The sequence below is a fragment of the Lysinibacillus sp. FSL K6-1151 genome (assembly GCF_038630755.1).
In the GTDB taxonomy this organism is placed as follows: Bacteria; Bacillota; Bacilli; order Bacillales_A; family Planococcaceae; genus Lysinibacillus; species Lysinibacillus fusiformis_D.
Genome location: NZ_CP152040.1, coordinates 1,552,829 through 1,579,385 on the forward strand (window position 1 = coordinate 1,552,829; position 26,557 = coordinate 1,579,385).

The 26,557-nt window shown below is 40.2% G+C and carries 24 protein-coding genes; 18 read left to right on the forward strand and 6 right to left on the reverse strand.

Annotation, left to right across the window (positions count from 1 at the left end; genetic code table 11):
- Nucleotides 1–72 precede the first annotated feature (72 nt).
- Complete coding sequence (locus tag MHI04_RS07355) at nt 73–1,056, forward strand: biotin--[acetyl-CoA-carboxylase] ligase (RefSeq protein ID WP_036124524.1); 984 nt, start codon at nt 73–75, stop codon at nt 1,054–1,056.
- A gap of 46 nt (nt 1,057–1,102) precedes the next feature.
- On the opposite strand, the gene MHI04_RS07360 is transcribed toward MHI04_RS07355, so the two are convergent.
- From MHI04_RS07360 to MHI04_RS07370, 3 genes are read right to left on the reverse strand one after another with little or no spacing between them, the layout of a single operon-like run.
- Nucleotides 1,103–1,939, reverse strand: a complete 837-nt coding sequence (locus tag MHI04_RS07360) for a DUF4097 family beta strand repeat-containing protein (RefSeq protein ID WP_058844260.1) — start codon at nt 1,937–1,939, stop codon at nt 1,103–1,105.
- Nucleotides 1,940–2,542 carry a DUF1700 domain-containing protein gene (locus MHI04_RS07365; RefSeq protein ID WP_036124520.1) on the reverse strand — a complete coding sequence of 201 codons (603 nt, stop codon included), beginning with the start codon at nt 2,540–2,542 and terminating at the stop codon, nt 1,940–1,942.
- The gene (locus MHI04_RS07370; RefSeq protein WP_036124518.1) at nt 2,535–2,855 is read right to left on the reverse strand and encodes a PadR family transcriptional regulator; all 321 of its coding nucleotides are present in this window, start codon (nt 2,853–2,855) and stop codon (nt 2,535–2,537) included. Before MHI04_RS07370 ends, MHI04_RS07365 begins: the two co-directional genes overlap by 8 nt.
- A gap of 429 nt (nt 2,856–3,284) precedes the next feature.
- On the opposite strand from MHI04_RS07370, the gene panB reads away from it, so the two are divergent.
- The 11 genes from panB (at nt 3,285) to MHI04_RS07425 (ending at nt 14,429) form a co-directional block, all read left to right on the forward strand.
- The gene (gene panB / locus MHI04_RS07375; RefSeq protein ID WP_271912793.1) at nt 3,285–4,124 is read left to right on the forward strand and encodes a 3-methyl-2-oxobutanoate hydroxymethyltransferase; all 840 of its coding nucleotides are present in this window, start codon (nt 3,285–3,287) and stop codon (nt 4,122–4,124) included.
- A complete protein-coding gene (gene panC / locus MHI04_RS07380) occupies nt 4,121–4,975 on the forward strand; it encodes a pantoate--beta-alanine ligase (protein WP_036124514.1) in 855 nt (284 codons plus the stop codon). Before panB ends, panC begins: the two co-directional genes overlap by 4 nt.
- Nucleotides 4,976–4,977: 2 nt before the next feature.
- Nucleotides 4,978–5,361 carry an aspartate 1-decarboxylase gene (gene panD, locus MHI04_RS07385; protein ID WP_036124512.1) on the forward strand — a complete coding sequence of 128 codons (384 nt, stop codon included), beginning with the start codon at nt 4,978–4,980 and terminating at the stop codon, nt 5,359–5,361.
- A gap of 264 nt (nt 5,362–5,625) precedes the next feature.
- Nucleotides 5,626–7,731 carry a 5'-nucleotidase C-terminal domain-containing protein gene (locus tag MHI04_RS07390; protein ID WP_036124509.1) on the forward strand — a complete coding sequence of 702 codons (2,106 nt, stop codon included), beginning with the start codon at nt 5,626–5,628 and terminating at the stop codon, nt 7,729–7,731.
- Between the two features lie 180 nt (nt 7,732–7,911).
- On the forward strand, nt 7,912–10,683 hold the full coding sequence (dinG, locus tag MHI04_RS07395) for an ATP-dependent DNA helicase DinG (RefSeq protein ID WP_271912797.1): 2,772 nt from the start codon (nt 7,912–7,914) through the stop codon (nt 10,681–10,683).
- Between the two features lie 168 nt (nt 10,684–10,851).
- The gene (locus tag MHI04_RS07400) at nt 10,852–10,974 is read left to right on the forward strand and encodes a hypothetical protein (protein ID WP_255358821.1); all 123 of its coding nucleotides are present in this window, start codon (nt 10,852–10,854) and stop codon (nt 10,972–10,974) included.
- A gap of 174 nt (nt 10,975–11,148) precedes the next feature.
- Nucleotides 11,149–11,916, forward strand: a complete 768-nt coding sequence (locus MHI04_RS07405; RefSeq protein ID WP_036125184.1) for an isocitrate lyase/phosphoenolpyruvate mutase family protein — start codon at nt 11,149–11,151, stop codon at nt 11,914–11,916.
- A 25-nt stretch (nt 11,917–11,941) separates the two neighbouring features.
- Nucleotides 11,942–12,499 (forward strand): bifunctional transcriptional activator/DNA repair enzyme AdaA, encoded by a 558-nt coding sequence (locus MHI04_RS07410; RefSeq protein WP_036125187.1) that lies wholly within the window; start codon nt 11,942–11,944, stop codon nt 12,497–12,499.
- A 14-nt stretch (nt 12,500–12,513) separates the two neighbouring features.
- Nucleotides 12,514–13,419: a DNA-3-methyladenine glycosylase gene (locus tag MHI04_RS07415; RefSeq protein WP_342535472.1), complete on the forward strand. Its 906-nt coding sequence runs from the start codon at nt 12,514–12,516 to the stop codon at nt 13,417–13,419.
- Nucleotides 13,416–13,901 carry a methylated-DNA--[protein]-cysteine S-methyltransferase gene (locus MHI04_RS07420; protein WP_089933272.1) on the forward strand — a complete coding sequence of 162 codons (486 nt, stop codon included), beginning with the start codon at nt 13,416–13,418 and terminating at the stop codon, nt 13,899–13,901. The genes MHI04_RS07415 and MHI04_RS07420 overlap by 4 nt, the downstream gene beginning before the upstream one ends.
- 198 nt (nt 13,902–14,099) lie before the next feature.
- The gene (locus MHI04_RS07425; RefSeq protein WP_036125191.1) at nt 14,100–14,429 is read left to right on the forward strand and encodes a DUF378 domain-containing protein; all 330 of its coding nucleotides are present in this window, start codon (nt 14,100–14,102) and stop codon (nt 14,427–14,429) included.
- A gap of 107 nt (nt 14,430–14,536) precedes the next feature.
- Here MHI04_RS07425 and MHI04_RS07430 read toward each other — a convergent pair whose 3' ends face one another.
- Together MHI04_RS07430 and MHI04_RS07435 are read right to left on the reverse strand one after the other, a co-directional pair.
- A complete protein-coding gene (locus MHI04_RS07430) occupies nt 14,537–16,057 on the reverse strand; it encodes a CoA-acylating methylmalonate-semialdehyde dehydrogenase (protein WP_342535473.1) in 1,521 nt (506 codons plus the stop codon).
- A gap of 13 nt (nt 16,058–16,070) precedes the next feature.
- Nucleotides 16,071–17,432 carry an aspartate aminotransferase family protein gene (locus MHI04_RS07435; protein ID WP_271912810.1) on the reverse strand — a complete coding sequence of 454 codons (1,362 nt, stop codon included), beginning with the start codon at nt 17,430–17,432 and terminating at the stop codon, nt 16,071–16,073.
- 36 nt (nt 17,433–17,468) lie between these two features.
- On the opposite strand from MHI04_RS07435, the gene MHI04_RS07440 reads away from it, so the two are divergent.
- The gene (locus tag MHI04_RS07440; protein WP_036118696.1) at nt 17,469–17,684 is read left to right on the forward strand and encodes a hypothetical protein; all 216 of its coding nucleotides are present in this window, start codon (nt 17,469–17,471) and stop codon (nt 17,682–17,684) included.
- Nucleotides 17,685–17,803: 119 nt separating this feature from the next.
- On the opposite strand, the gene MHI04_RS07445 is transcribed toward MHI04_RS07440, so the two are convergent.
- Nucleotides 17,804–18,973: a PucR family transcriptional regulator gene (locus MHI04_RS07445; protein WP_036118693.1), complete on the reverse strand. Its 1,170-nt coding sequence runs from the start codon at nt 18,971–18,973 to the stop codon at nt 17,804–17,806.
- Between the two features lie 140 nt (nt 18,974–19,113).
- Here MHI04_RS07445 and MHI04_RS07450 point away from each other — a divergent pair, with 140 nt between their 5' ends.
- From MHI04_RS07450 to MHI04_RS07470, 5 genes are all read left to right on the forward strand, one after another.
- Nucleotides 19,114–20,358: a Zn-dependent hydrolase gene (locus tag MHI04_RS07450; RefSeq protein WP_342535474.1), complete on the forward strand. Its 1,245-nt coding sequence runs from the start codon at nt 19,114–19,116 to the stop codon at nt 20,356–20,358.
- Between the two features lie 44 nt (nt 20,359–20,402).
- Nucleotides 20,403–21,806, forward strand: coding sequence for a dihydropyrimidinase (gene hydA / locus MHI04_RS07455; RefSeq protein WP_058844631.1), 1,404 nt, complete (start codon nt 20,403–20,405; stop codon nt 21,804–21,806).
- A gap of 99 nt (nt 21,807–21,905) precedes the next feature.
- Nucleotides 21,906–23,273 carry an NAD(P)-dependent oxidoreductase gene (locus MHI04_RS07460; protein ID WP_342535475.1) on the forward strand — a complete coding sequence of 456 codons (1,368 nt, stop codon included), beginning with the start codon at nt 21,906–21,908 and terminating at the stop codon, nt 23,271–23,273.
- Nucleotides 23,274–23,625: 352 nt separating this feature from the next.
- Complete coding sequence (gene preA / locus MHI04_RS07465) at nt 23,626–24,888, forward strand: NAD-dependent dihydropyrimidine dehydrogenase subunit PreA (protein WP_036118683.1); 1,263 nt, start codon at nt 23,626–23,628, stop codon at nt 24,886–24,888.
- 138 nt (nt 24,889–25,026) lie between these two features.
- Nucleotides 25,027–26,544: an NCS1 family transporter gene (locus MHI04_RS07470; protein WP_036118680.1), complete on the forward strand. Its 1,518-nt coding sequence runs from the start codon at nt 25,027–25,029 to the stop codon at nt 26,542–26,544.
- The last annotated feature ends 13 nt before the right edge of the window (nt 26,545–26,557 follow it).

Below are 26,557 nucleotides of genomic sequence, written 5' to 3' on the forward strand. Positions count from 1 at the left end.
GATTTACAGTATGATAAAGACAAAATAGGTTACATAAAAAATAGCATAGTTGACTAAAGGATTGATGTGAAGATGACAATTTCCATGAAAGACGAAATTTTAAAAAGAATACTGGCTGCTGATGGTGAAGCAGTTTCAGGTCAGGAATTAGCAGATTCTTTGGGTGTCTCTCGGACGGCTGTCTGGAAGCATATGCAGACATTGCAGGAGGAAGGGTATACATTTGAAACCATCAAGAAAAAGGGGTATGTATTGACGGGTGTACCTAATAGCTTGAATCCAACCCAAATTGAGCTCTTTTTAAAGACAGCGCATTTTGGACGTGAAATCCATTATTATGATGTGGTAGATTCTACACAAACGATTGCGCATAAGCTAGCTCAAGAAGGAGCCCCACACGGTACGATCATTATTGGTGAGGAACAAACAGCGGGGCGTGGCCGTATGGCGCGTCCTTGGGAATCTGCACATGGTACTGGGATTTGGATGACCATTATTGTACGACCTGATGTTACCCCCCAACAGGCATCCTCCTATACACTTGTGGTGGCAGTAGCAGTTACAATGGCTATCAAAACATTATATAAGCATGTAGAACCAGCCATTAAATGGCCCAACGATTTATTAATTAATGGCAAAAAATGTACAGGTATTTTAACGGAGATGCAGGCAGAGGCTGATCTTGTGCAAGCTTTACTTGTTGGGATTGGCATAAATGCGAACCAAGCAGCAGCTGATTTTTCACCTGATATAGCAGATATAGCTACTTCATTACGATTAGAGGCTGGAGAAGAAATCAACCGCGCAGCCCTTGTGGCATCTATCTTGCACTATTTAGAACAATTTACAGAGTTATATGTGAAAGAGGGCTTCGCGAGTATCAAAACGCTATGGCAGCAATTATCCTGTACAATTGGTCAACGTATAGAGGTGAAGACATTACGTGAACGTTTTGAAGGGATTGCTAGTGGAATTACAGATGATGGTGTTCTACAGCTTACTCAGGACAATGGGATAATCCGAACGATTTATGCAGGGGATATCAAAATATTATAGAAAAGAAGCTGCAAGGAATTTTTCTTGCAGCTTCTTGAATTCAGCTTTACTTCAGTGATACATCTAAATCACCATGTGATAAGGAAACATGCAGTTGATGGTCACCATTATTTACTTGCGTCACCTTGCCACTTTGTTCTTCACCATCCATCGTAATATCACCGAAACTAGTTTTTAAGTCATAGCCTAAATCACTTTGTTTGTTTTGTAAGTGAAGTGTCATATCACCAAAGCTAGAAGAAATGGTGGATTGACCATTTAATGTACCATCTATAGTGATGTCACCATGCTCACTTTCAATGCTAATGCCGTTACTAGCATATTGTTGGAGCGTCAAATCACCAAAGGACTGTGTAATCTCTGTTTTGTCACCAGTCGTGTTAGTGAAGGTAATATCTCCGTAATCTTGCATGAGTTGAAGCTCCTCATAATGTAATCCACGAACAGCTGTATCACCAAAATCACTGTCTATTACAACTGACTCTACTTTTGTATCTTTCGGGACATAGAGCTTGATAGAGGGAGAAGAAAAGTTATTAAAGCCAAATTGAAAACCATCCCTTTTCTTCGCCTTTGTTTCAATCGTTAAAACACCATTGTCTATATGATAGGTTACGTCTTGCTGCTCAAAGACCTGTGTCTCTAATCTATAGTCATTATCTCTCGCAATAATTTCAATATCTCCATAGTCATTCACTATATTAATACTTATAAACGTATCTAACTCATGTGATTGACTCACTAGATTTGTATGGCTTGGGACGTGAAGACCGTCGGCATCTTTGAAAATAAGCCAGCGACCGCCCGAAAAATAACCAACCAATGCAAGTAAAATACCTAATGCAATCATTGTCATGGCGATAAGGGTATTTTTGGATGTCATTTAGAAGCCCCCTTTCCGTTTTTTCGTTATTTTGTGGAATAGTCTTCCTAATGCTTCAACAGAAACAAGAACCGTTTTCTTAATAAAACGTGTGACAAAAGGAAAGAGTAGGACACCTAAGCCCGTTACAACCAATCCCGCACCCATAAAGAGCAGTGCAGTAGGCCAATGCTCTGTTAAAATCAAGAAGCCTGAAATAAGGGCTACGATGCCACCAGCAAAAATACTAATGACTGTCGCGATAATAGCCAGGATCAAGCTGACGATGACTGCGCCGAATGAAAAAATAAGTGCAATAGCTGTTGCCAGTAATGGCAGTGAAAGTGGCGCAGACAATATGGCTAGAATAATGAGCCAAATGGCTGACATATTCTTTTTCGTTGATTTGGCTGAGGAGGTTTCCAAATCCTTTAGTGCGAAATCAGCTAATATTTGTGAGGCGACATGAGAAGGGGAGCCAAGTTGCGACATGACCTGTTGCTCATTTTCCTCTCCTGCTTCCGCAAAGTATTCTTCATAATAAGTAAGTGCAGCATCTAACTCATGCGCAGGAAGCCGACGTAATTTTCCTCGTAGCTGTTTCAAATAGCTTGCTCTATCCATCTAAATTCCCTCCTAAAAGTACACAATCAACCTTTTCCTTATACACTTGCCATTCTTTTAATAGCTCTAATAATCGTATACGTCCTTGCTCTGTAATTTGATAATAGCGTCTATTTCTACCTTGATAGGGCTGATCGTATGTTGTTAAGTAATGTGCTTTTTGTAAGCGGCGTAATACTGGGTACAGTGTAGACTCCGAAATCTCCATGACCGATTGTACTTGCTGTGTTAAAGAATAGCCATAGGCGTCCTCTTTATCGACGATAGCCAATACACAAGCATCAAGTAAAGCTGAACCAAGCTGAAATGTCATCTCTCCACCTCACATATAGTACCTATACTTCATTTTATATTATATGACGTATAGTATGTGGATAGTATATGACGTATAGCATTAATTGTCAATTCTAATGAAAGATAAATTTTACCAATGTCGTTAAACGATGATATTGTAAAAAAATAATATTTGAAGATTAGTAGGAGAATCTGTTATAGTATGAGCTGAAGGGCAGTATCCATTGTGAACGGCACCTTCAAAAGCGCAAGATCCCATATTAACCAATATCTGCCTTGATCTTTTTAGACAGGGACGGAAGAAAACGATACGTTCAAATAGCTTTCTTTTTGTAAGCTATTGCCTCTTGATGAGGTTTTTTCCAATGAACGAAACACTACCCTTCTGTCCGTTTTCGGCACAGAGGGGTTTTTCTGTTTTCTTCCCTTAAAAAAGGAGGACTACAACATGAAAACGACGACAGATTTTTTAAAGATGAAAGCAGCAGGCGAAAAAATCGTAATGGTGACGGCCTATGATTATCCGGCTGCTACATTCGCTGAAGACGCTGGTGTCGATATGATACTGGTCGGTGATTCACTTGGAATGGTCGTGCTTGGCTATGATTCTACAATGCCAGTGACTGTAGCGGATATGATTCATCATGCTAAAGCGGTTCGACGTGGAGCAAAGGATACGTTTATGGTCGTGGATATGCCATTCGGTTCTTATCATGGCGATGTCAATGAAACATTAACAACAGCCATTGCGATGATGCAACAAACTGGGGCTGATGCCTTAAAGGTAGAGGGAGCGGGTGAGGTTATTGCTGTCATTCGTAAATTAACATCAGCTGGTATTCCTGTTGTTGCTCATTTAGGTTTATTGCCACAGTCAGCAGGGGTGCTAGGCGGTTATAAAGTACAAGGAAAAACGGCTGAACAGGCTGCCACGTTAATTGAAGAAGCAAAACAATGCGAAGAAGCGGGTGCTTGTGCAGTCGTATTAGAATGTATCCCTCACCAGCTGACTGAGGTTGTCTCCGCTAGTTTAATGATTCCGACCATTGGCATTGGTGCAGGAGTAGAAGCTGATGGACAAGTGCTGGTGTATCATGACATGTTAAGCTACGGCTCACATCATGTGCCGAAGTTTGTTCAACAATTTGCCGATATGGGCAAAGAAGCAAGCGCTGGCATGGTTCGCTATGTTGAAGCTGTGAAAGCAGGTACTTTCCCTGCACCAAAGCATTTCTTTACGATGAAAGAAGAAGCATTAGATAAGTTATATGGGGGCGTCCAAGCATGAGAGTCGTAACTACCATACAAGCATTAGCTGAAGAAATAAACGCAGCCAAGCAGGCTCATCAAACCATTGGACTTGTTCCGACGATGGGCTATTTACATGAAGGTCATTTAACATTGGCACAAACAGCTCGTGCTGAAAATGATGTAGTCGTTATGAGTATATTCGTCAACCCAACACAATTTGGACCAAATGAAGATTTTGAAAGCTATCCTCGTGATTTACCTAGAGATACTGCATTGGCACAGTCTGTTGGTGTTGATATTATGTTTGCACCAAGTGTGGAAGAAATGTATCCCCACGATGGTGGCATCCGTATACAGGCTGGTGAGCAAGCAACCATTCTTTGTGGTGCGAGTCGTCCAGGCCACTTTGATGGCGTGTTACAGATTGTCTCGAAATTATTTCACTTAGCACAACCAACTCGGGCTTATTTTGGACAAAAGGATGCACAGCAAGTTGCCATTATTGCAACGATGGTACGTGATTTTAATTTCCCATTAGAAATACGTGTTGTCCCAATTGTCCGTGAGGAAGACGGTTTAGCGAAATCTTCTCGCAATGTCTATTTAAGTGAGACAGAGCGACAGGAGGCCCCAGCCATCTATGAAGCATTACAATTGGCACGTGATAGCTTTCTAGCGAATGGTGATGCTGTGCGTGCACTGGCTAAAGCAAAAGCTCATATTCATGCACGAACGCATGGTCAGATTGACTATATCCAAATATTAGCTTACCCAGATTTAACACCCGTGACTGCTACGACACAGCAAGCTCTGTTGGCAGCAGCTGTCTATATAGGTAAAACACGCTTAATCGATAATTGTATCTTTACTGTGAAAGAAGGACTGTAAATATGTTACGTATGATGATGAATAGTAAAATCCACCGTGCAACAGTGACACAGGCGGATTTAAATTACGTCGGCTCCATAACAATTGATGAAGATATTTTAGATGCAGTAGGTATGCTAGCAAATGAAAAAGTACATGTCGTGAATAATAATAATGGTGCTCGTTTTGAAACATATATCATTGCTGGTGAACGAGGTTCAGGCGTAATTTGTGTGAATGGTGCAGCAGCGCGACTTGTGCAACGTGGCGATATTGTCATCATTATTTCCTATGTCTATGTGGATAATCATGAAGCCAAAGAGCATAAACCAACAGTGGCCATTATGGGAGAGGGCAATACTATTAAAGAAATGATTGCACATGAGCCAGAAGCAACAGTGATGTAGTGAAGTGAGTAGCATTCATTAAGATGGAAGCAGCAATTTATAATTAGATATTAGATAGGAGGATGGCAAAGTATAGCCAATCCTCCTTTTTTCTGTATTCGTATCCATTACAAAAGTTTTGGAAAAATTTTTCTTTTCTTACTATTAAACTAGTTTTAAGATTATAATTTTGTAAAAAAATTCGAATGTTCTAGTATTTTGTGTCATATTTATGTAGAATTTAGTTGTTAGTACATCATTTTACTAGTGGAGGTATCATTTGTAATGGAAAATAAACGTAACAAATTTTTAACAGCAACTGCCGCAGCATTAGCTGTAACAGCGGTAGCAGTAGCACCAGTATCGGCAGCAAGTCCTTTTTCAGATGTAAAAGAAAGTCATGCAGACTTTGATGGCATCGCTACTCTTTATGCAGCGGGGATTATTAGCGGATACCCAGATGGTACATTTAAACCTGATACAAATGTCACACGTGGACAAGCTGCTAAAATGATTGCAGGTGCCTTAAAGCTGGATACGAAAGATGTTGAGAATCCTAACTTTACGGATATTGGTGCATCCAATCCATATTATGGTTCCATTGCAGCGCTTGTAGAGCTAAAAGTTATTTCAGGCTATGGGGACAAAACATTCCGTCCAAACCAAACAATTACACATGGTGATTTAGCAAAAATCTTGTCGTCTATTCCAACATTACCAGAGCTAGAAAGTGTAAAAAACCATGCGGCTAGCGAAAATGTTACACGTGGACAGTTAGCAACTGTGATTGCAGAAGCCCTAACAAAATCAACGCCAGAAGATGGATTTACTTTATCAATTTTACATGTAAATGATACACACGCTCGTGCAAATGAACTACCTAAATTAGCAACAGCTGTAAAGGAGCAACGTGCAGCAAAGGAGAATGTTCTAACATTACACGCTGGTGATGCATTTAGCGGTACACTATACTTTAACGAATTCCATGGACAAGCAGACTTAGCATTATTAAATGAAATCGGCTTTGACGCCATGGTATTTGGTAACCACGAATTTGATTTAGGTTCATCACCTGAAGGCCATCAAGCACTAGTAGACTTTATTAAAGGTGCTAAATTCCCATTTGTGGATGCCAATACAGATTTCTCAGCAGATGACAAATTCACTGGTTTATTTACAGATTTAATTTCAAGTGAGCCTGAAAACGGTAAAATTTATTCAGGTATCGTGAAAGAAATCAATGGAGAAAAAGTAGGTATTTTCGGCTTAACGACAGAAGAAACGAAAGATATTGCTTCTCCAAACAAAGTGAAATTTACAAACTATATCGAGGAAGCGGAAAAAGCAGTGGCTGCCTTTGAAGGAATGGGCGTCAACAAAATTATCGCTTTAACACATATCGGTTATAATGATAACCCTAATGTGGATAATGATATTTTACTAGCACAAAACGTACCAGGCATTGATGTCATTGTTGGTGGTCATGATCATACAAAATTAGAGGAACCATTTGTAGTTGACACAAACACGGTTGGCGAAGCAAAAGATGCTACATTAATTGTACAAGCAAATGAGTATGTAAAATATTTAGGTACACTCGATGTAACATTTGATGGAGATGGTGTTGTCACAAAGTATAAAGGTGAATTAATTGACCTTGGTAAAGTAGCGGAAGATAAGAAATTAGTGAAGCTGCTTGCACCGTATAAAGCAAAAGTAGATGAAGTGAACAACAAAGAAATTGGTGTAACACTGAAAGAAGCATTAGCCAACCCTCGTTCAAGTGAAACTAGTCTTGAAAGTGTGCGTAGCAATGAAACAGCTCTAGGTAATATTATTACTGATGGTATGTTAGCAAAAGCACAAAAATTTACAGATAAAACAGTTGTAATGGCATTGCAAAACGGAGGAGGTATCCGAGAAGCAATTCCAGCAGGTAATATTACTGTTGGTCAGGTTATTACAGTCTTACCATTTGGTAATACATTAGCATTAATGGACGCAACTGGTGCTGAGCTAAAAGCTGCGTTTGAAGTATCATTGAAAAATGTACCGAATGAAAATGGTGGCTTCCTGCACATCGCTGGGGCAAAATTACAATATGATTCATCGAAAGAAGCAGGCTCACGTGTTGTATCTGTGGAGTACTTCGACAAAGCGACAGGTAAGTACGTTCCGTTGCAGGATGATAAACGGTATACAGTAGCAACGAATGCATACACGGCTAAAGGTGGAGATGGCTTTGATATGTTTGCGAAAGCATATGAAGAAGGTCGTGTTACAGATTTAGGCTTGTCTGACTGGGAAAACCTTCAAGAGCAATTACTATCCCTAAAAGAAGTGAAAACAACAACAGAAGGTCGTATTGTTGACCTAGCTAAAAAACAATAAACTTCTGATTGATTAGGTAAACAGGTAATCGTATTTTCTTTTACGCAACCTTAGGGGCTTCCTCTAAGGTTGCGTTTTTTGTATGGCTGAAGTGGCTCATCAAAGGAGGAGAAAGGATGCCGTAAAGACAAATCTATGATAAAATTCAACTTATCTAATGTGAACTGTGAGTTGAGATGTATGATGGAAAGTCAAAAATATGCAATTGTAGATTTGGAGACAACTGGTCATTCACCAGCAAATGGAGACCGGATGATTCAAATCGCGATTGTTATTATGAAAGATTGGGAAATTGAGCGTACCTATACGAAGTTCATTAATCCAGGAAAAACCATTCCATCTTTCATTCAAGATTTAACGCATATCACGGATGAAGATGTTAAGGATGCCTTACCATTTGAGGCACATGCGGATTACATATATGAACTCTTAACTGATTGTGTGTTTGTCGCACATAATGCAGATTTTGACTTATCCTTTTTACAAGCAGAATTTAAACGTGCCGGACTATTGAAGTGGCAGGGTAAAAAAATGGATACGGTGGAGCTAGCTAAAATTTTGTTTCCGATGTCCCTCAGCTTTAAGCTAGGGGATTTAGCAGCAGATTTAAATATCGAGCTAGCCAATGCACATCGAGCAGACGACGATGCTCTTGCTACGGCAGAGCTATTCAAATATTGCTGGAAGGAGCTGTTAAATCTCCCACAGCTAACGCTAGAGCAGATGCACAAGCGTTCATTTCGCATGAAATCAAATATTGCTCAGCTTTTTTTCGAGGCATTACAAATTAAACGTCAGCATCTGACAGGTCATGAAAATGTGCATTATTACCGCAATTTTGCCATTTGTAATGGTCGTAATCAGCATGAGAATGAATCACAAACGATGGACTATCCGCAAACGGTGGATGAAAAAAAGGCATTCATGGCAAAGGCACTCCCAAATTTTGAGGTAAGACCTGCACAATTTGAGATGATGGACACGATTTGGCAGGCATTACATGAACAAAAAGAGTGTGTGATTGAAGCTTCTACAGGTATTGGCAAAACCGCTGGCTATTTACTTCCTGCGATTTTGTATGCACGAGCTGTCCATAAAAAGATAGCCATTAGCACCTATACTTCTCATCTACAGGAACAGCTTGTAGAGGAAGAGCTACCTAAGATTGAAAAAATTCTTGGGACAAAAGTGAATTTATGTGTGCTAAAGGGAATGCAACATTACATTGATCTGGAACGCTTTGAGCAATGTATGGCCCATGCTGATGAATCCTATGATGATACATTTACTATTTTACAAATACTCGTTTGGCTGACAAAAACAGAGACAGGTGTGTTAAGTGAGCTCAATGTTTCTGGTGGCGGCCAACTGTTTTTAGAGAAAATCCGCAAAATACCGAGTGACAAGCCTTCAAAGGGCTTTGATTTCTATGAACGAGCGTTAAAGAATAGCACTGTTGCGGACTGTATTGTGACGAATCATGCCATGGTATTGAGCGATTTAGTGCGTCAAACACCGCTCTTTACACAAATTGATGGCTGGATTATGGATGAGGCACATCAATTTATTCAGGCAGCAATGCAGCAAGATGAGGTTGTCTTCTCCTATACACAATGGAAGTATATTTTCGGCCAAATTGGCACGATGGAGGACAGTGCTTTATTTCAACAGTTTTGCCAGGCAGCAAAGAAAAAACAGCGAGTAGCTATGCAAAATTTACAGCGACTGGATGCACAATTTATCCGTCTACAACGAACATTTGATGAAACAATTCAGCAAGCGATTCAAAAAATGCAACAGCAAGTTAAAGGGAAGCAAACTGGTAGTAAATGTACCTTGTTTTTAGAGGATGTTTCATTGGCGAAAGAGCCATTTGCACTAGTCAGTAAACTGACACAGCAATGGTTGGATCTAGCTAGTGGAATTACGCAGGCTTTCGAAAATAATATCGAGCAATTAGATAAAAATGACCTTTTTGTATTGTCTGAATGGCAGTATTGGATTCGAGAAGTGAAAATAAAAATTGCAGAATGGGAAGATATTTTTCTCTCCCCGCAGGACGGCAATTCTGTTTGGTTAGAATTTGATGTACGAAGTGTTCCAGGCAGTCTCCATGTCTTTAAAAAGCCCGTCAATGTCACACCAATTATTGAACAAGTGTTAGCACCTCTACGTCAGCAAGCAAGTATTGTTTGGACATCAGGTACATTAACGGTACCTGGCAATGAACGTTTTATTACACGTCAGCTAGGCATCTCAAATGAAGTCAAAGTTATGAAACTACAAGCACCACCAGCCTATTATGCGGGCGCTAAGGCATTTATTGTAACTGATATGCCAGATATTCAGCATGTCAGCCAAGAAGAATACATTGAGGCTGTTGCCCATGCTATTACACGGACAGTTCGTATGACAGAGGGGCGTTGCTTTGTGCTCTTTACGGCACAGGATATGCTACGAAAAACGGTCGAGCTTATTCAAGATAGTGAGCTTTTAGATGACTATATGCTTTTTGCACAAGGTGTGACAGGCGGTAGCCGTATGCGCATTTTAAAATCATTCCAAAAATTTAGCCATGCCGTGCTTTTTGGCACAAATAGCTTTTGGGAGGGTGTGGATGTGCCAGGGGATGCCCTTGCCTCTGTCATTGTCGTACGCCTACCATTTTCTTCACCAGAAGAGCCCGTCTTTAAAGCGAGAGCAAAGCATCTAACAGCTCAAGGCCGTAATTCCTTTACAGAGCTTTCCTTACCAGAGGCCATTATGCGCTTTAAGCAAGGCTTTGGTCGATTAATTCGTTCTTCACAAGATAAAGGTGCGTTCATTGTACTAGATCGTCGTATTACTAGTAAGTCCTATGGAAAAGAGTTTATTAAGGCATTACCGCCCATCGACGTAAGGAAATTACAGCTACCCGAATTGTTAAAAGAACTAAATCATTGGCAAAAATAACAGTAACCCCTTTTAGCATAAGCTAGAAGGGGTTTTACTATTGTATTGAGGGGTTTGATAATATTATTTTGCTATCATAATCACTGTTGCTTATTTTTATTTTACACATAAAAAAAGGTTGGCGTTTCGAACAATCTCAGTAATATAGTTCATGACGATTTCCGTTGCTTGTTGAACATCATAGCCATTATTGGGTTTATTACAGTGGTCATTTGGCAACGTGTAACGAAAGAAAAACGACAAGAGATTGCCTTCCAGCGTAAGCATGCAAAGGAACAGGTGCTTACTTAATGTAGTTTGATTTGAAATAACATGAAAAGACGTCAGGACAAAGCGATTGTTTTGGACGTCTTTTTTGTATGCTCCTATTGCGTCCAACAAGACCATAATAGCAAGATTGAGGACGAAATAAGTGGAGAATTCCTGATAATATGAGGTCAATCAAACAGTATGGAGGCTTTCGCTATGTCAAAAATTCAGGAATTCAATGATTTACATTGTGCACAAGAGCTGTTGTTTTTAGGAAATGCTTGGGATGTATTATCGGCATTAGCATTAGAAAAAGCAGGTTTTCAGGCGATTGGCACAACTAGCTGGGGTATAGCGAATTCATTAGGCTATGCTGACGGTGAATGGATAGACTTTCAACACCATCTAAATATTATTCAAGCTATTGCAGAGCAGGTGAACATCCCCGTATCTGCGGATATTGAAGCGGGGTATGGTCATGATGAACAAAGTATTATCGACAATGTGTTAAGAACAGCAGATGTTGGAGTAGCAGGAATTAACATCGAGGATTCCTTTAAAAAGCAAACTGGATTAAGAAATATAACAAAACACTGTCACCTGCTAGCAAATATGAGGGCAAGGCTAGATAATCATGGCTATAAAGATTTCTTTATTAATGCAAGAACAGATACGTATTTGCTGCTAATGCATCCGTTCGAGGAAACCATGATGAGAGCACAAGCTTATAGCGAGAGCGGAGCAAGTGGGGTCTTTATCCCAGGCTTAATAGATGTCAATGAAATAAGTGCTATCACAAGCAATGTGGATGCACCGATCAATCTTCTTTCTTTACCAGGATTAACAAATTGCCAACTATTAAAAGAATTAGGGGTAAGGCGTTTGAGCTTTGGCAATGCACTTTCAGATAAAATCATTGCCTATTTATCACAGCATGCTGCACAATTAGTAAAAGACCAAGATACTTCTTCTTTATATGTGTAATCTATGAAATCGAGGTGGTTCATTCGTGGACAATCCAATCAATTTATCCTTTGAGGAAAAGTGGGAAAAAATCATAGCATGTGATCAAACCTATGATGGGCTATTTTATACGGCAGTTAAAACCACTAAAATATATTGCCGTCCTTCCTGTAAATCAAGAAAACCGAAAAAGGTGAATGTTGAATTTTATGAAGATATTCAAGAAGTAGAAGCAGCCGGGTATCGTGCATGTAAACGTTGTCAGCCTGAAATAGAACATTCACCACATACCCAATTGATTAAAAATATTACAGCATTTATCATCAATGAGTATAAACAAAAGCTGACATTACAGGATATGGCGGCGCATGTCGGCATCAGTCCATTTCATCTTGAACGATTATTTAAACAAGAAACAGAAGAGACTCCCAGAACATATCTAGAAAAAATAAGAATTGATAAAGCTGCCCACTTATTAAAGCATACAGATGCTACAAATTTAGAAATTTGCTATGAAGTAGGATTTCAAAGTCCATCCAATTTTTATAAAGTTTTTCGACGGTTGAAAAATTGTTCACCTACACAATATCGACACCTTTCATAGAAAGGAGACCTATTATGAATTGGATAAATGCCGATTGTTATGTAGTCATCGAACCACCAAAAGAATTCAATTATATGGAATGTTTGCTGTTCTTAAAGCGCTCCAATCAAGAAAATTTGCATCATATAAAAAAGGACACACTCTGCAAATTATTAAAGATAAATGAACGGCTTATTTTATGTACCGTCACCGAGCAAGACAATAAAATAAAAGTATCCTTTCTGATGAATCAGCCAGCTGTCCATGAACGAGCAATCATCGTACAATATATAACAGAGTGGTTTGATTTAAACAGGAACTTGCAGGACTATTACCAGATGGCTGAACAGGATCCCATCTTATGTTCACTTACGAAAAAATATAGTGGATTACGTTTAATCGGAATTCCTGATTTATTTGAAGCACTGGTGTGGGCTATTATTGGACAACAAATCAATTTAACATTCGCTTATACGTTAAAAAAACGATTTGTAGAACATTTTGGAGAGCATGTTCACTTTAAGGGACAAAGCTACTGGCTCTTTCCGACACCAGAAAAAATAGCAGCCATTCAGGTAGAGGACTTGAGAAGCCTTCAATTTACATTGAGGAAATCAGAGTACATTATTGATATTGCGAAAAGTATAGCAAATGGTCAATTGACAAAAGGTTTATTGCGTCAAAAAGACGGCTACGAGGACATGAAACAAAGTTTAATGGCTATTCGAGGCATTGGTGCATGGACAGCCGACTATGTGTTGATGAAATGTTTACAAGAGCCATCTGCTTTCCCTATTGCAGATGTTGGATTGCATAATGCAATAAAAACACAATTAGCATTAGAGCGAAAACCAACGCTTGAGGAAATTCATCACTATGCGAAACATTGGCAAGGCTGGCAAGCTTATGCCACCTTTTATTTATGGAGGTCACTAATATGAAACGGTATAAATTAGATTACAAATCGCCCATTGGAATTATTGAAATCGAAGGTAGTGAAACAGCTATTGATGGGATTAATTTTGCAGAGCGAGGGGAGATTGTCAATATCCCTCAACAAGATACTCCTCAAGTGCTACTAACATGTGCTAAGCAATTGCATGAGTATTTTATTGGTGAACGTCATGCGTTTTCATTTCCTTACACCTTTAAAGGTACTGATTTTCAGCAAGCAGTTTGGCATGCCTTACCTAGTATAGGTTATGGTGAAACAGCTTCTTATAAAGATATTGCAATGGCCATTAACAATGAAAAAGCTGTAAGAGCTGTCGGTAGCGCCAATGGCAAAAATAATATAAGCATTGTTGTTCCTTGCCATCGAATTATTGGCTCCAATGGAACGTTGACAGGGTATGGTGGCGGGATGTGGCGCAAAGAATGGCTACTTCAGCATGAGCAAACCTATAAAAATCCATCCAAGTAATGTTCGTTCATCGTCGTACCTTTCTTTGTGATAATAGCATCACTGCAATTCCATGCTGTATAAAAAAGTAGTTATTGCAAAAAATAAGACCGTCAAAATGGCGGTTTTAATGACTAGTCTTTGTCATTTTATCGCTTCTTATGACATCTCCCTGCTGAAAATTCAGCTTGGAGTAAAGACGATAAAGGAGGTGTACGCATGAGCGTGCTTTATAGAATTGCCTTAGTATTAGTCATTATAGGTGCAATCAACTGGGGACTCATTGGATTCTTTAGATTTGATTTAGTTGCTTATTTGTTTGGTGGACAAACTGCGGTCTTATCTCGATGGATATATGCCCTTGTTGGGCTTGCGGGTCTAATCACCATACCAATTCTTGTGAAGCGATTTGAAGACGAGGATGATGTAGATACATTCACTCGTATGGACAGAAATCCTAGCTATGGCATGGAGGCTGGGGAGGAAGCGGATTTCACTGAAGTAACAAAGACAGAAGTGAAAAAAGTGGAGAAAAAAGAGAACGACTAATTAATCTGCAAAAACTGGTGACCCAATTTGGTTCGTCAGTTTTTTTAATAGAGCAAAAACATTCGCATGGCTCCTTTAAGAAGCAACACGAATGTTTATTTTAGTGATTAGTCTTGATTACTCGGAAAAGCAAAGGATGAGGTTACATCATTTCCTTGTTCCACCCATCTTTCTGATATGGTTTTCGTTTTTGTGAAGAAACGTACTTGGTCAGGGCCAAACATATGCCCTTCACCGAATCTTGAACGTTTCCAGCCACCGAAATTGTGATAGCCTACTGGAATAGGAATGGGCACGTTGACACCTACCATTCCAACTTCAATTTCAGTGGTAAATTTCCGAGCAGCCGCACCATTGTTTGTAAAGATTGTCACACCATTCCCTAATTCATGGGCATTAATAAGAGCAATTGCCTCATCCAATGTAGCTACTCGAACAATATTCCGTGCAGGTCCAAATACTTCTTGCTCATAAATTTCCATCCCAGGCTTTACGTGATCGAGTAGGGTAGGACCCAAGTAGAAACCATTCGATTGCTTGGCGATATTAGGATTTCTTCCATCACAGACAATTGTAGCACCTTCTTCCACGCTACGATCGATAAAACCAATAATGGCATCCTTGGACTGCTGTGTAATAACTGGTCCAAAATCGACTTCGGAGTCTGTATACGGACCCACTTTTAATTTGGCAATTTTATCAGCAAGAATACTGACTAATTTATTGGCTGTATCCTCACCTACAGGAATAATAGTTGAAATCGCCATACAACGCTGAGAGGCAGCTCCAAAGGCAGCACCTAGAAAGGCATTGGCAACGTGCTCTAAGTCAGCATCTGGCATAACCACCATATTATTTTTACCACCACCTAACGCTGTCACACGTTTCCCATGTTTAGAGGCTGTGGCATAAATAGCTTCTGCGACGGGTGTAGAGCCGACAAAGGAAATTGCTTCAATGGCTGGGTTGCATAACAGCTCATTGACAGCCTCTTTATCGCCATTAATGACAGTCCAGACACCATCTGGTAAACCAGCTTCTTTCCATAGCTCTGATAAAAATAGAGCGGAGCAAGGAACACGCTCTGATGGCTTTAAAATCACACAATTTCCTACGGCTATCGCCATGCTTGTAATGGCTAGTGGAACCATGGCAGGGAAATTAAATGGCGAGATAGCCGCCACTACGCCTAATGGTACTTTCATCGAATAGGCATTGATATGACCACCTACATTAACGGAATATTCACCTTTTAGTAGATGTGGGGCATTAATAGCTAAATCTACTGACTCTAAACCTCGTGTAATTTCGCCTTTTGCATTCTCCATTGTTTTGCCACTTTCAGTACAGATCATATCGATTAACTCATCCATATTTTCTGTTAATAGTTGGCGAAACTTTAGGACGATTTCTGCTCGTTTCCCAATAGATAAAGCACGCCAAGCTGGGAAGGCAGCTTTGGCAGCAGTAATCGCTTCCTGCACCTCCGCTGTTGTTGCTAAAGGAACACGAGCGATGACAGTGCCAGTACTTGGGTTGTAAACATCTGATAACTGGCCACTTTTCCCTAAAATCGTTTGTCCATTGATAAAATGACCTAGCTCTTTTATGTCGGTATTCGTTACCATCTAGCTATTCCTCCTACAGTTTAATAGATTGTAATGCCTGCACAAATTTTTCAATAATAAAATCTTTCTCATCTGAGGAGATAATCAGTGGCGGAGATAATGTCAATACATTATTGAAACCTGCAACGGTTACACCATTTTTCCCAATGATTAATCCGAGTTCCTTACATTGCGCAATCACTTTGTTTACAAGCGTAACATCGAGTGGTGTTTTGCTGTCTTTATCTTGAACAAGCTCAACGCCAATCAATAAGCCTTTCCCACGAATATCCCCAACATATGGATGTTCCTTTAATTGCTCCTGTAAGGTAGCCAGAAGTGTTGCTCCTAGCGAAGCGGACTGGGCAAATAAATCTTCCCGCTCCATTATTTCAATATTTTTTAGTGCTACGGCACATGCCGCTGGTGATCCACCGAATGTGTTGACATGGCGGAAAAAGTCATATTCCTCACTCCCTGCAAAAGCCTCATAAATTTCACGGCGAACAGCTGTAGCTGACAGAGGCATATAAGCACTTGTTAAGCCTTTCGCCATTGTCACAATATCAGGCTGGATGCCGTAATTTTGAAATCCAAAAGCTTTGCCAGTACGTCCAAAACCACAAATTACTTCATCGACAATAAGCAATGCACCATGCTTTTCACAAATAGTTTTGACCCCTTGTAAGTAATGGTCATGGGGCATAAGCACGCCACCACCAGTGATGATCGGCTCCATAATGATAGCTGCAATGGAATCGGACATTTCCCATGTCATAAGATGATCAATCGCTTGAACGGATGGTAATGCACAAGGGTCCTTACTTTTAATATGGTCTTCATTTGCACGATACGTGTCAGGCGGTGTGACATGAAGAAAACCAGGTGCCAGTGGCTCATATTTATATTTTCGCTGAGCTTGTCCAGTAGCTGCCAAAGCACCCATTGAGCTCCCATGATAGGCACGATAACGAGAGATAATTTTCGTTCGATTGGCATGACCTTTTTGTTGATGATATTGTCTAGCGATTTTGAAGGCAGCCTCATTTGCTTCAGAGCCACTATTGGAGAAAAAGACGACATAATCATCTTCTAAAAGCTCACTAATTTTTTCGCTTAATTTAATGGCAGGGATATGCCCTACAGATAATGGTGTATACGTATTTTCAAGCAATTGCTCATAGGCAACTTTGGCAATGTCCTCTCGTCCATAGCCAACATTCACACACCATAAACCAGCCATAGCATCTAAATAGCGTTTTCCTTCAATGTCGGTAATCCATGCTCCTTTAGACGATTGGACAATCATCGTTGCATTCGGATTGTATGGCTTCATAGAGTGCCAAACAAATTGTTCATCTTTCACTTGCCAATTTGGGCTTGTTACATTAGTCACGAAGCTTCACTCCCTCTGTATAGGTGGTTGAATAGCATGCATATGTTTGTATCAGATGTGGACAACGAAAATGCACAGTTGACCCCATTTGTACTTTATATGTATGCCTTAAGTGTTTTAGAAGGGGTATTTATCTTGATTGAACTGAAGATTTCCTCCTACACTGAGGGAGATGAGTGTTTGCAATGGGTGTTCAATCAATCGCTGAAAGAAAAGAACACCGTCAAAAAACACCACGTTCTGTGGCAATGACGGTGTGACCAATATCATGTTGCCTCACAATCTCAGGAGGATGTCGCAAATTTTGTAGCCGAGTTTTTTTGAAAAAATAGCAGAAGTAAAAAGATTGAAAAATCGGATAATTAAGTAATCTACTGATGTGTTAAAACATCCTCAATTAAAAAAGCAATATACAGGTTAGTTTTCGTAAAGGGATTACTTAAGTCCATGTCCAATAGCATTTCGATTTTCTTTATTTTATAAAGAACCGTATTACGATGAATAAATTGACGTTCACTAATCCTACTTGTACTGCCATTTTCCTCAACAAATATGCGTAAAAAAGGAACGTAATCTGTGTTGTGCAATTCATCATAGCGATAAAGCTGTCCTAAAATATCCTGACTGAAAGACTTCATCAAGGGCTGATTTTGCACAGCCATAAGTATTTTATAGGCACCAATTTCTTGATATTTGTATAAGTAACGGTTGTTATGAAGCTGTGCTAAATGAATGACAGTTAATGACTCATCATAGCTTTTACGAGCATTTTCTAGCTCTTTATAATAGTTCCCTTTTCCGATAATAATATCTAAGAAACCGTTTTTTAAGGTGATTTTTTCATAGATTTCTTCCACGACTTTTGAGAAGGGTACATTCGGTGTTATGATTTGAGCTTTATCAATTAGAAAAATGAGGTGATTTTTATGCTTTAATTTTAAGAAGCGTTGATAGCGATTTTGAAAAGCGAATTGCATCATCACCTCATAACGGTCAATAGAGGCTTGGGTGCCAATGGTTGTGCAAGTAATGATCGCTAATTCTCTCCCGTGGGGAAATCCTAGCTGTGCTAGTTGATCTTTCATCGTGTTAGCGTTTTGTTTGTAGTGAAATAGTAGATTGAAAAGTACCTTTTCTTCGATGGAGAGCTCTTGATGATGGTTGGCAATAAATTGAAAAGTAGTTTTTAATAGATCGGCAATACGATAATTCCATGGCATTTGAAAAATAGGGAAATCATGTTGATTAGCGAAAGAGATGACGGCTTCAGGAATATCAGGAATGAAAGGCCCTGTATTAATGATAAAGCCAGCTACTTTTTTGGTGTAGGCTTGTTTGACAAGCTGTTCTAAGGAAGCTGCTTGTGCATCTAAATGAATGCCTGTTGTGACGACTAATTCATTAGGTCTACAAAACATGATTAAATCACTGCTCTCCACAACGTTAATACCAGTAACTCTGCGATACGTACCACTATGTCCAGCGACTAATGTGAGCATTGGGAATTGAACACCCTCTACAATTTTACGAATCGTCCCCATATTTACCCCCCTTAATTATGAACATAACTTACCATATATGATGTGCAGTTGCACATATTTTTTTAGTTTACTATCCATATCTCACAAGTTTTATTTATTTTAGAATGTTTAATAACTACTGTGAAAGAGAGGACTTGCATATGTATAAATGTAATAGTAGACGATTGCAAGAGTTAATTGAACAATTTAGTCAATTTGGAGCCACTGACAATGGTGGTGTCACACGTTTGTCTCTTTCGGATGAGGACGTTTTAGCAAGAAACTATTTTTGTAAGTGTTGTGAGGCGTTAGGTATGAACATTCAGGTAGATGATATGGGGAATATTTATGCCACGCTTCCTGGGAAAAAGAATGTGCCGCCCATCGTTATGGGTTCCCATCTAGATTCTGTTGAAAAAGGTGGGAGATTTGATGGCGTGTTAGGCGTACTAACAGCTATCGAGGCCATTCGAACAATAAAGGAAAATGACATTGAAGTGGATATTCCACTCATGATTGTCAATTTCACGAACGAAGAGGGGGCACGTTTTGATCCAGCCATGATGAGTTCAGGGGTCATCACCTCGAAGTTTGATAAAGAAAAAATGCTGCAATCCACAGATAAAAATGGCATTCGCTTTCAAGAAGCATTACAAGCAAGTGGCTATGAAGGAGAGCAGATCAATCGTCTAAAAGAAGCACTGGCTTATATTGAATTGCATATTGAGCAAGGGCCAGTATTAGAGACAAAACAACGTGAGATTGGTGTTGTTGAAGGTGTACTAGGCATGGTCTGCTACGAAATCACCATTACGGGGCAATCGAATCACGCAGGGACAACGCCAATGTCAATGCGCAAAGATCCGATGATTGTTGCATCGACGATCATGACAGAGCTCCATGAGCAATTAGGCAAGGTGGATGAACAGCTTGTGTTTACCTTTGGTCGTATGCATGTTTCTCCAAATATTCATACAGTCATCCCGAATAAGGTGACATTTACCATTGATTCCCGTCACCAAAAGCCAGAGGTCATGCAATTGGTTGAGGATATTCTCCATGCACTTCCAGAGACAGCAGGCGGATGCCATATTCAGCCTGTCAAGCTATGGGGAAGAGATACCGTGCATTTCGATAGCGCCATTTGCAATGAAGTAGAAAGAGCATGTCAAAGCTTTGGTTACTCAGCTCATCGTATGTTTAGCGGCGCTGGTCATGATGCACAGTATATGGCAAGTATGGTTCCTTCCGCGATGATTTTTGTCCCAAGTATCGAAGGCAAGAGTCATTGTGAAGAAGAGGAAACAACCTTTGAGGATTGTGCAAAGGGAGCAGATATTCTACTAGAAACGGTGTTAACGCTACAAACAAAGTTTAGTCTGGGCGAGACATATACACTGCATTAAACATCAAGGATTCTCTAATTTTGTGATGAAGGGTGAGGGGCACAATGAAAAAAATCATTAAAGGTGGACGAGTTGCAACTGCTGCTGACGTATTTGAGGCAGATATTTTAATTGATAACGGTAAAATTGTTCAGATTGGACAAAATTTAACGGATGCTAATGCTGAAATAATTGATGCAACAGGGAAGTACGTATTACCTGGTGGCATTGATCCCCATACGCATTTAGATATGCCATTCAATAATACGGTGACAGATGATGATTGGAAATCAGGTACAATTGCAGCGGCCTATGGTGGGACAACTACTATTTTAGATTTCTGTTTAACAGCTGGGGAAGAAAAATTGTCTACAGCGGTGGAGAAATGGCATGACAAGGCTAAAGGAAAGTCAGCTATTGATTATGGTTTCCACCTAATGATTGGCGACTTAACACCTGAAACGGAAGCTGAATTACCGAAGCTACTGGAGCAAGAGGGCATTACCTCTGTAAAAGTCTTTATGGCGTATGCAAAAGAATTCCAAGCAACAGATCGTACTTTATTTAAAGCCTTTAAAATCGCTAAAGATCTTGGTGCTGTGGTGATGGTACATTGTGAGAATGGCTCTGTTATTGATGAGCTGGTAGAAGAAGCTCGACGTGCTGGTCATAAGGAACCCATTTATCATGCACTGACTCGTCCAGCCGAATTAGAGGGAGAGGCAACAAAGCGTGCCATCGAATTAGCCCATATTGCTGGAGCAAAGCTCTATGTGGTGCATGTGACATGTAAAGAAGCAGTGGATGAAATTATTGCTGCTCGTGAAAAAGGCTATGACGTCTATGGTGAAACTTGTCCGCCATATTTAACACTCGATCAATCAGCCTTAGCACAGCCAGGCTTTGAGGGAGCCAAATATGTATGGTCGCCACCACTTCGTCCGAAGTATCATCAAGAGCATTTATGGCATGCATTAAAGGCGAAACAGCTTCAGACCATTGGCTCAGATCAATGCTCCTTTAGCTTTAAGGGCAAAAAGCAGCTAGGCTTAAATGATTTCTCGAAAATTCCAAATGGCGGGCCATTCATTGAAGATCGATTCAGTATTTTATATTCGGAGGGCGTAGCAAAGGGGAGAATTTCAATCCATGAATTTGTGGATATGATTTCTACTAGTGCGGCAAAAATATTTGGCTTATTCCCGCAAAAAGGAACGATTGCGATTGGTTCTGATGCGGATATCGTTATTTTTGATCCAGAGGCAAAACGCCAAATTTCGGCTAAAACGCATCATATGAATGTTGACTATAACCCATATGAAGGCTGGGAAGTGACAGGGGAGCCTGTTAGTGTCCTAGTCCGAGGGGAATATGTCATTAAAAATAAAGAATTTGTAGGCATACTTGGCAGTGGACAATACATTAAACGTCCATTAAGAACAGTAGTTGCGGAAGCGTTAAATATTTAGCTTCCTTCAGTAGACGACCGATTGTTTTGACTGGAGAACAAAACAATCGGTTTAGTAATTGATTCACGGAAAAAATGCTCACATGAGGGGGATGTGGAAATGGTTCCGATTCAAGAAAACGCGATGACCATACAGATTAGACGTAATTTCATGGAATTAAAAGGAAAGATGACAAAGAATGAGGCTATTGAGGAAGCCAATCGTTGTCTATATTGCTATGACGCTCCATGTATTAAAGCCTGTCCAACAAGTATTCAAATCCCGAATTTCATAAAAAAAATTGCATCTGGTAATATGAAGGGTTCTGCTACGACTATATTAGAAGCAAATCCTATTGGTGCAAGCTGTGCGAGGGTTTGTCCAACAGAAGAACTATGTGAAGGGGCGTGTGTCTTAAATTCTTCAACAAAGCCAATTAAAATTGGTGAGTTACAGCGTTATGCAACGGATTGGGCAATGGAAACAAATGCCCAGCTATTCCAACCAGGCCAGCATAATGGACAGAAAGTAGCCATTATTGGAGCAGGCCCTGCTGGTTTATCGGCAGCACGTGAACTCAGCCGCTTAGGCTATCATGTAACGATTTATGAGGCGGAGGCAAAGGCTGGAGGTTTAGGTAGCTATGGCATTGTAGCGTTCCGTTTACCAAATGAAGTTGTAGATTGGGAAGTGGACCAAATTGAACAGCTCGGTGTGGACATTCAAACCAATACAGCTGTAGGTGTTGATATTACAGCAGCTGAAATTTTGGCGCAATATGACAGTGTGATATTAGCTGTCGGTATGGGGGCTGTGCCGAATCTGGGCATTAAAGGTGAAGAACTAGAAGGTGTACATGATGCCATTGACTTTGTGCGAAAAACAAAAATGGGACCGCTTACAAATGATATTGTAGGAAAACGAGTAGCTGTGATTGGAGCAGGAAATACAGCCATTGATGGTGCTACAAGTGCAGTGCGCTTAGGTGCTGACAATGTGCAAATTCTGTACAGAAGAACGCAAAAAGAAATGACAGCGTACAAATTTGAATATGAATTTGCTAAGCAGGATGGCGTGGAATTTAAATGGCTAACTGCACCGAAGAAAATTATTGGCAATGAAGCGGGCAAGGTGACAGGCATTGAATGTGTGAAAATGAAGCTTGGTGAGGCTGGTGCTGATGGGAGACAACGACCAGAAGAAGTTGAAGGCTCCAATTTTATCATCGAAGTGGATGCGGTGATTAAAGCCATTGGACAAACGCGTTTTGTATCGTTAATTGAAGCCTTTGGTTTAGCCCATACAAATGGGGTTGTCGATATTGATGAAACGACAATGCAAACGTCTCATGACAAAGTATTTGCTTGTGGAGATGTTGTCTTTGGTAATGGACAGGGGGAAGCGATGGTGGTGACCGCTGTACAACAAGGAAAAGATGCAGCATACAAGATTCATGAACGTTTAAGAAAACCAAGTGAGATTGCATAAAGTGAACCTTCAATCCGTGGAGGTTTTTCATCCTCCACGGATTGTTAGTTTCACCAATCGGGTTTTTACAGGCTGTTGATCCTTCATTTGAATACTTTAGCATTACTTTACATTGGGAAGTAGTGGACTTACAGCCTGTTAATACGGGATAAAGTGAACCTTCAATCCGTGGAGGTTTTTCATCCTCCACGGATTGTTAGTTTCACCAATCGGGTTTTTACAGGCTGTTGATTCAGCATTTGAATATTTGGGCATACCTTTACATTCTGAAGTCGGGGTCTTACAGCTTATACCTGATGCTATGCTTTCGGTACAAAATAGCTTGTTAATAAGGGATAGAGGGGGAACTTATATGGCTGACTTACGCATTAATTTAGCGGGTATCAAATCACCTAATCCATTTTGGCTAGCATCCGCACCACCAACGAATTCAGGTTATCAAGTACAGCGTGCATTTGAAGCAGGCTGGGGTGGTGCTGTTTGGAAAACATTGGGGGAACCAATTTTAAATGTGTCCTCTCGTTTTGCAGCAGTTAGTTTTAATGGTCAACGTGTCGCAGGTTTCAACAATATTGAGTTAATTACAGATCGACCATTAGAAGTAAATTTACAAGAAATATATGAGACGAAAAAGAGATTTCCGAATCATGCGATTATTGCCTCGTTAATGGTAGAGCCAAAGCAGGAAAAGTGGCATGAAATTGTGAAACGCGTAGAAGATGTGGGGGTTGATGGTCTTGAGCTTAACTTTGGTTGTCCACATGGGATGGCAGAACGAGGCATGGGTTCTGCCTCTGGTCAAGTCCCTGAGTTGGTGGAAAAACAAACGTACTGGGTAAAGGAAGCAGCGCGTACACCTGTTATTGTGAAGCTAACACCAAACATTACAGATATTACTGTAACGGCGGAGGCAGCGACAAGAGGTGGAGCAGATGCAGTTAGTATGATTAATACGATTAATAGTTTAGCAGGTGTCGATTTAGATTCGTGGAATACAGTGCCTAATGTAGCTGGCAAAGGGGCACATGGTGGCTATTGTGGTCCAGCAGTTAAACCGATTGCCCTCAATATGGTTGCAGAATGTGCCCGTAATCCATTAGTCAATGTACCGATTTCGGGCATTGGTGGTATCTCGAACTGGCAAGATGCAGCAGAGTTTATTTTAATGGGTGCCACAGGCGTCCAAGTATGTACAGCAGCGATGCATCATGGTTTTAGTATTGTGGAGGATATGATTGATGGACTGAATAATTATTTAGATGATAAAGGCCTAGCTTCGGTCATGGATTTAGTAGGTCGCTCTGTGCAAAGATATTCAAGCTGGGGTGATTTGGATTTAAATTATAAAATTGTTGCAGAAATTAATAATGATGTTTGTATCAATTGTAATAAGTGCCATATTGCGTGCGAGGATACTTCCCATCAATGTATTGATCTCTATACAGAGGGTGATCGTCCAATGCTAAAGGTTCGTGAGGAAGACTGTGTCGGCTGTAACCTATGCTCCATTGTTTGTCCTGTCGACGGTGCCATTACAATGGTAGAACGTCCATCAACGATTCCGCCAATGACATGGAATGAACGTCAAGCCCTTCTGAGCAGTCTGTCAAAATAATGGCCTCTTTAGCTCAATACTGAATATAAGATAACAGATGATTAAAATCGAAATTCCACCTTCCTTCAGCATTTGGTGGAGGAAGGCATAACTTCAAGTAGGTTGTCACGGAAATTAGAGAAAAAGGAGAGAAGTAGGATGGAACGTGAAGGGAATTATTTGAAATCCCCAGATTTACTTCCAGTGACACATCAACAAAGAAATATTGGAACATTTGGTTTTGCAGTGATTTGGATTGGCATGGCGATTGTTCTAGCAGCTTTTGCCATTGGTGGCTCAGCCATTATGAACTTATCACTACCAATGGTTATTGTAGCAACATTGGTAGGCTCTTGTTTAATCGGTGTCTTTATGACGTTAATTGGTGATATAGGAATTGAGCATGGGCTATCATTCCCAGTCTATATGCGTGCACCTTTTGGCACATTCGGTACACATATACCTTCCCTTGTACGTGGTGTCACAGCTGCTTGTTGGTTTGGTCTTAATACGTATTTCGGTGCTTTAGCGATAAATGGTATTTTAAATTTAATGTTTGGCTTTAATAATTGGTTTATCTGTTTCCTTGTATTTGCTGCTCTTCAACTTTTTAATACATCCCTAGGTATTAAATCCATTGAGCGCTTTGCTGATTTAGCAGCACCTGTCATTATTTTAATTTCTTGTTGGATGTACTACACATTAGCAGATAGTGCAACGTCACAAGGAAAAAATATTTGGACGTGGGTGGAAACCCCAACAACAGGCATTGCTGCTTTTACCGCTTTTATGGTAGTCGTGATGGCAAATATGGGCTTTTGGGCAACACTCGCAGCCGATATGCCTTCCCTATCTCGTTTCTTTAAGGCACCTAAAAATGAGCGAAATTGGTTTAAGCGTAATAAAACACAGCTTGTTGGCTCATTAATTGTTATGCCAATTACCAATACATTCATTGTCGCAATTGGAGCAGTTTGTTATATGGCTGTTGCATCGGCTGATCCGATCAACGCCCTACAACAAAGTGCAAGCGGCTTTATTTTAGGTATTTTATTGTTGATGATTGTGTTAGCGCAATGGTCGACTAATACCTCTGCCAATGTTGTGCCAGCTGCGACGATTTTCTCTAATATTGGCGGTCCTAAAGTACCGTTTTGGGTAGGGGTTGTCATTGCAGGAATTATTGGTATTATTGCACAGCCTTGGAGCCTATTTGATGTGATGGTCAATGTCCTATTAATAATTGGCGGTATTTTAACGGCCATTGTAGGTATTTTATTTGCTGATTATTACCTAATTCGTAAACGCCGTGTTCATGTTAAAGAGCTTTATGAGTTAGATGGGCAATTTAAATATTATAAGGGCTTTAATATGGCCGGGTTAATTGCCTGGGTCATTGGGGGAGCGGTCGCGAATATTTTTGCAACTTATTCCTCTTTAGTAGGATTTGTTGTTGGAGCGGCTGTATATTATGTATTAGCGAAGTATTGGTGGTTTAAAAAGTATCCACAGGCGGAGCTAGAAGACCCGAGTGATGCCAAATATTTAGGCATTACAGTCGGGCATAATTTGGATGAACTATTTGGGCAACCAGCATCTGCTCCAACGTCGGCCCTAGAGGAGGAAGAACTTGTGGAGCAACCAGATCCTCTGTTAGAAATGAAGGGCGCCGAGTAAGATAGACTACATC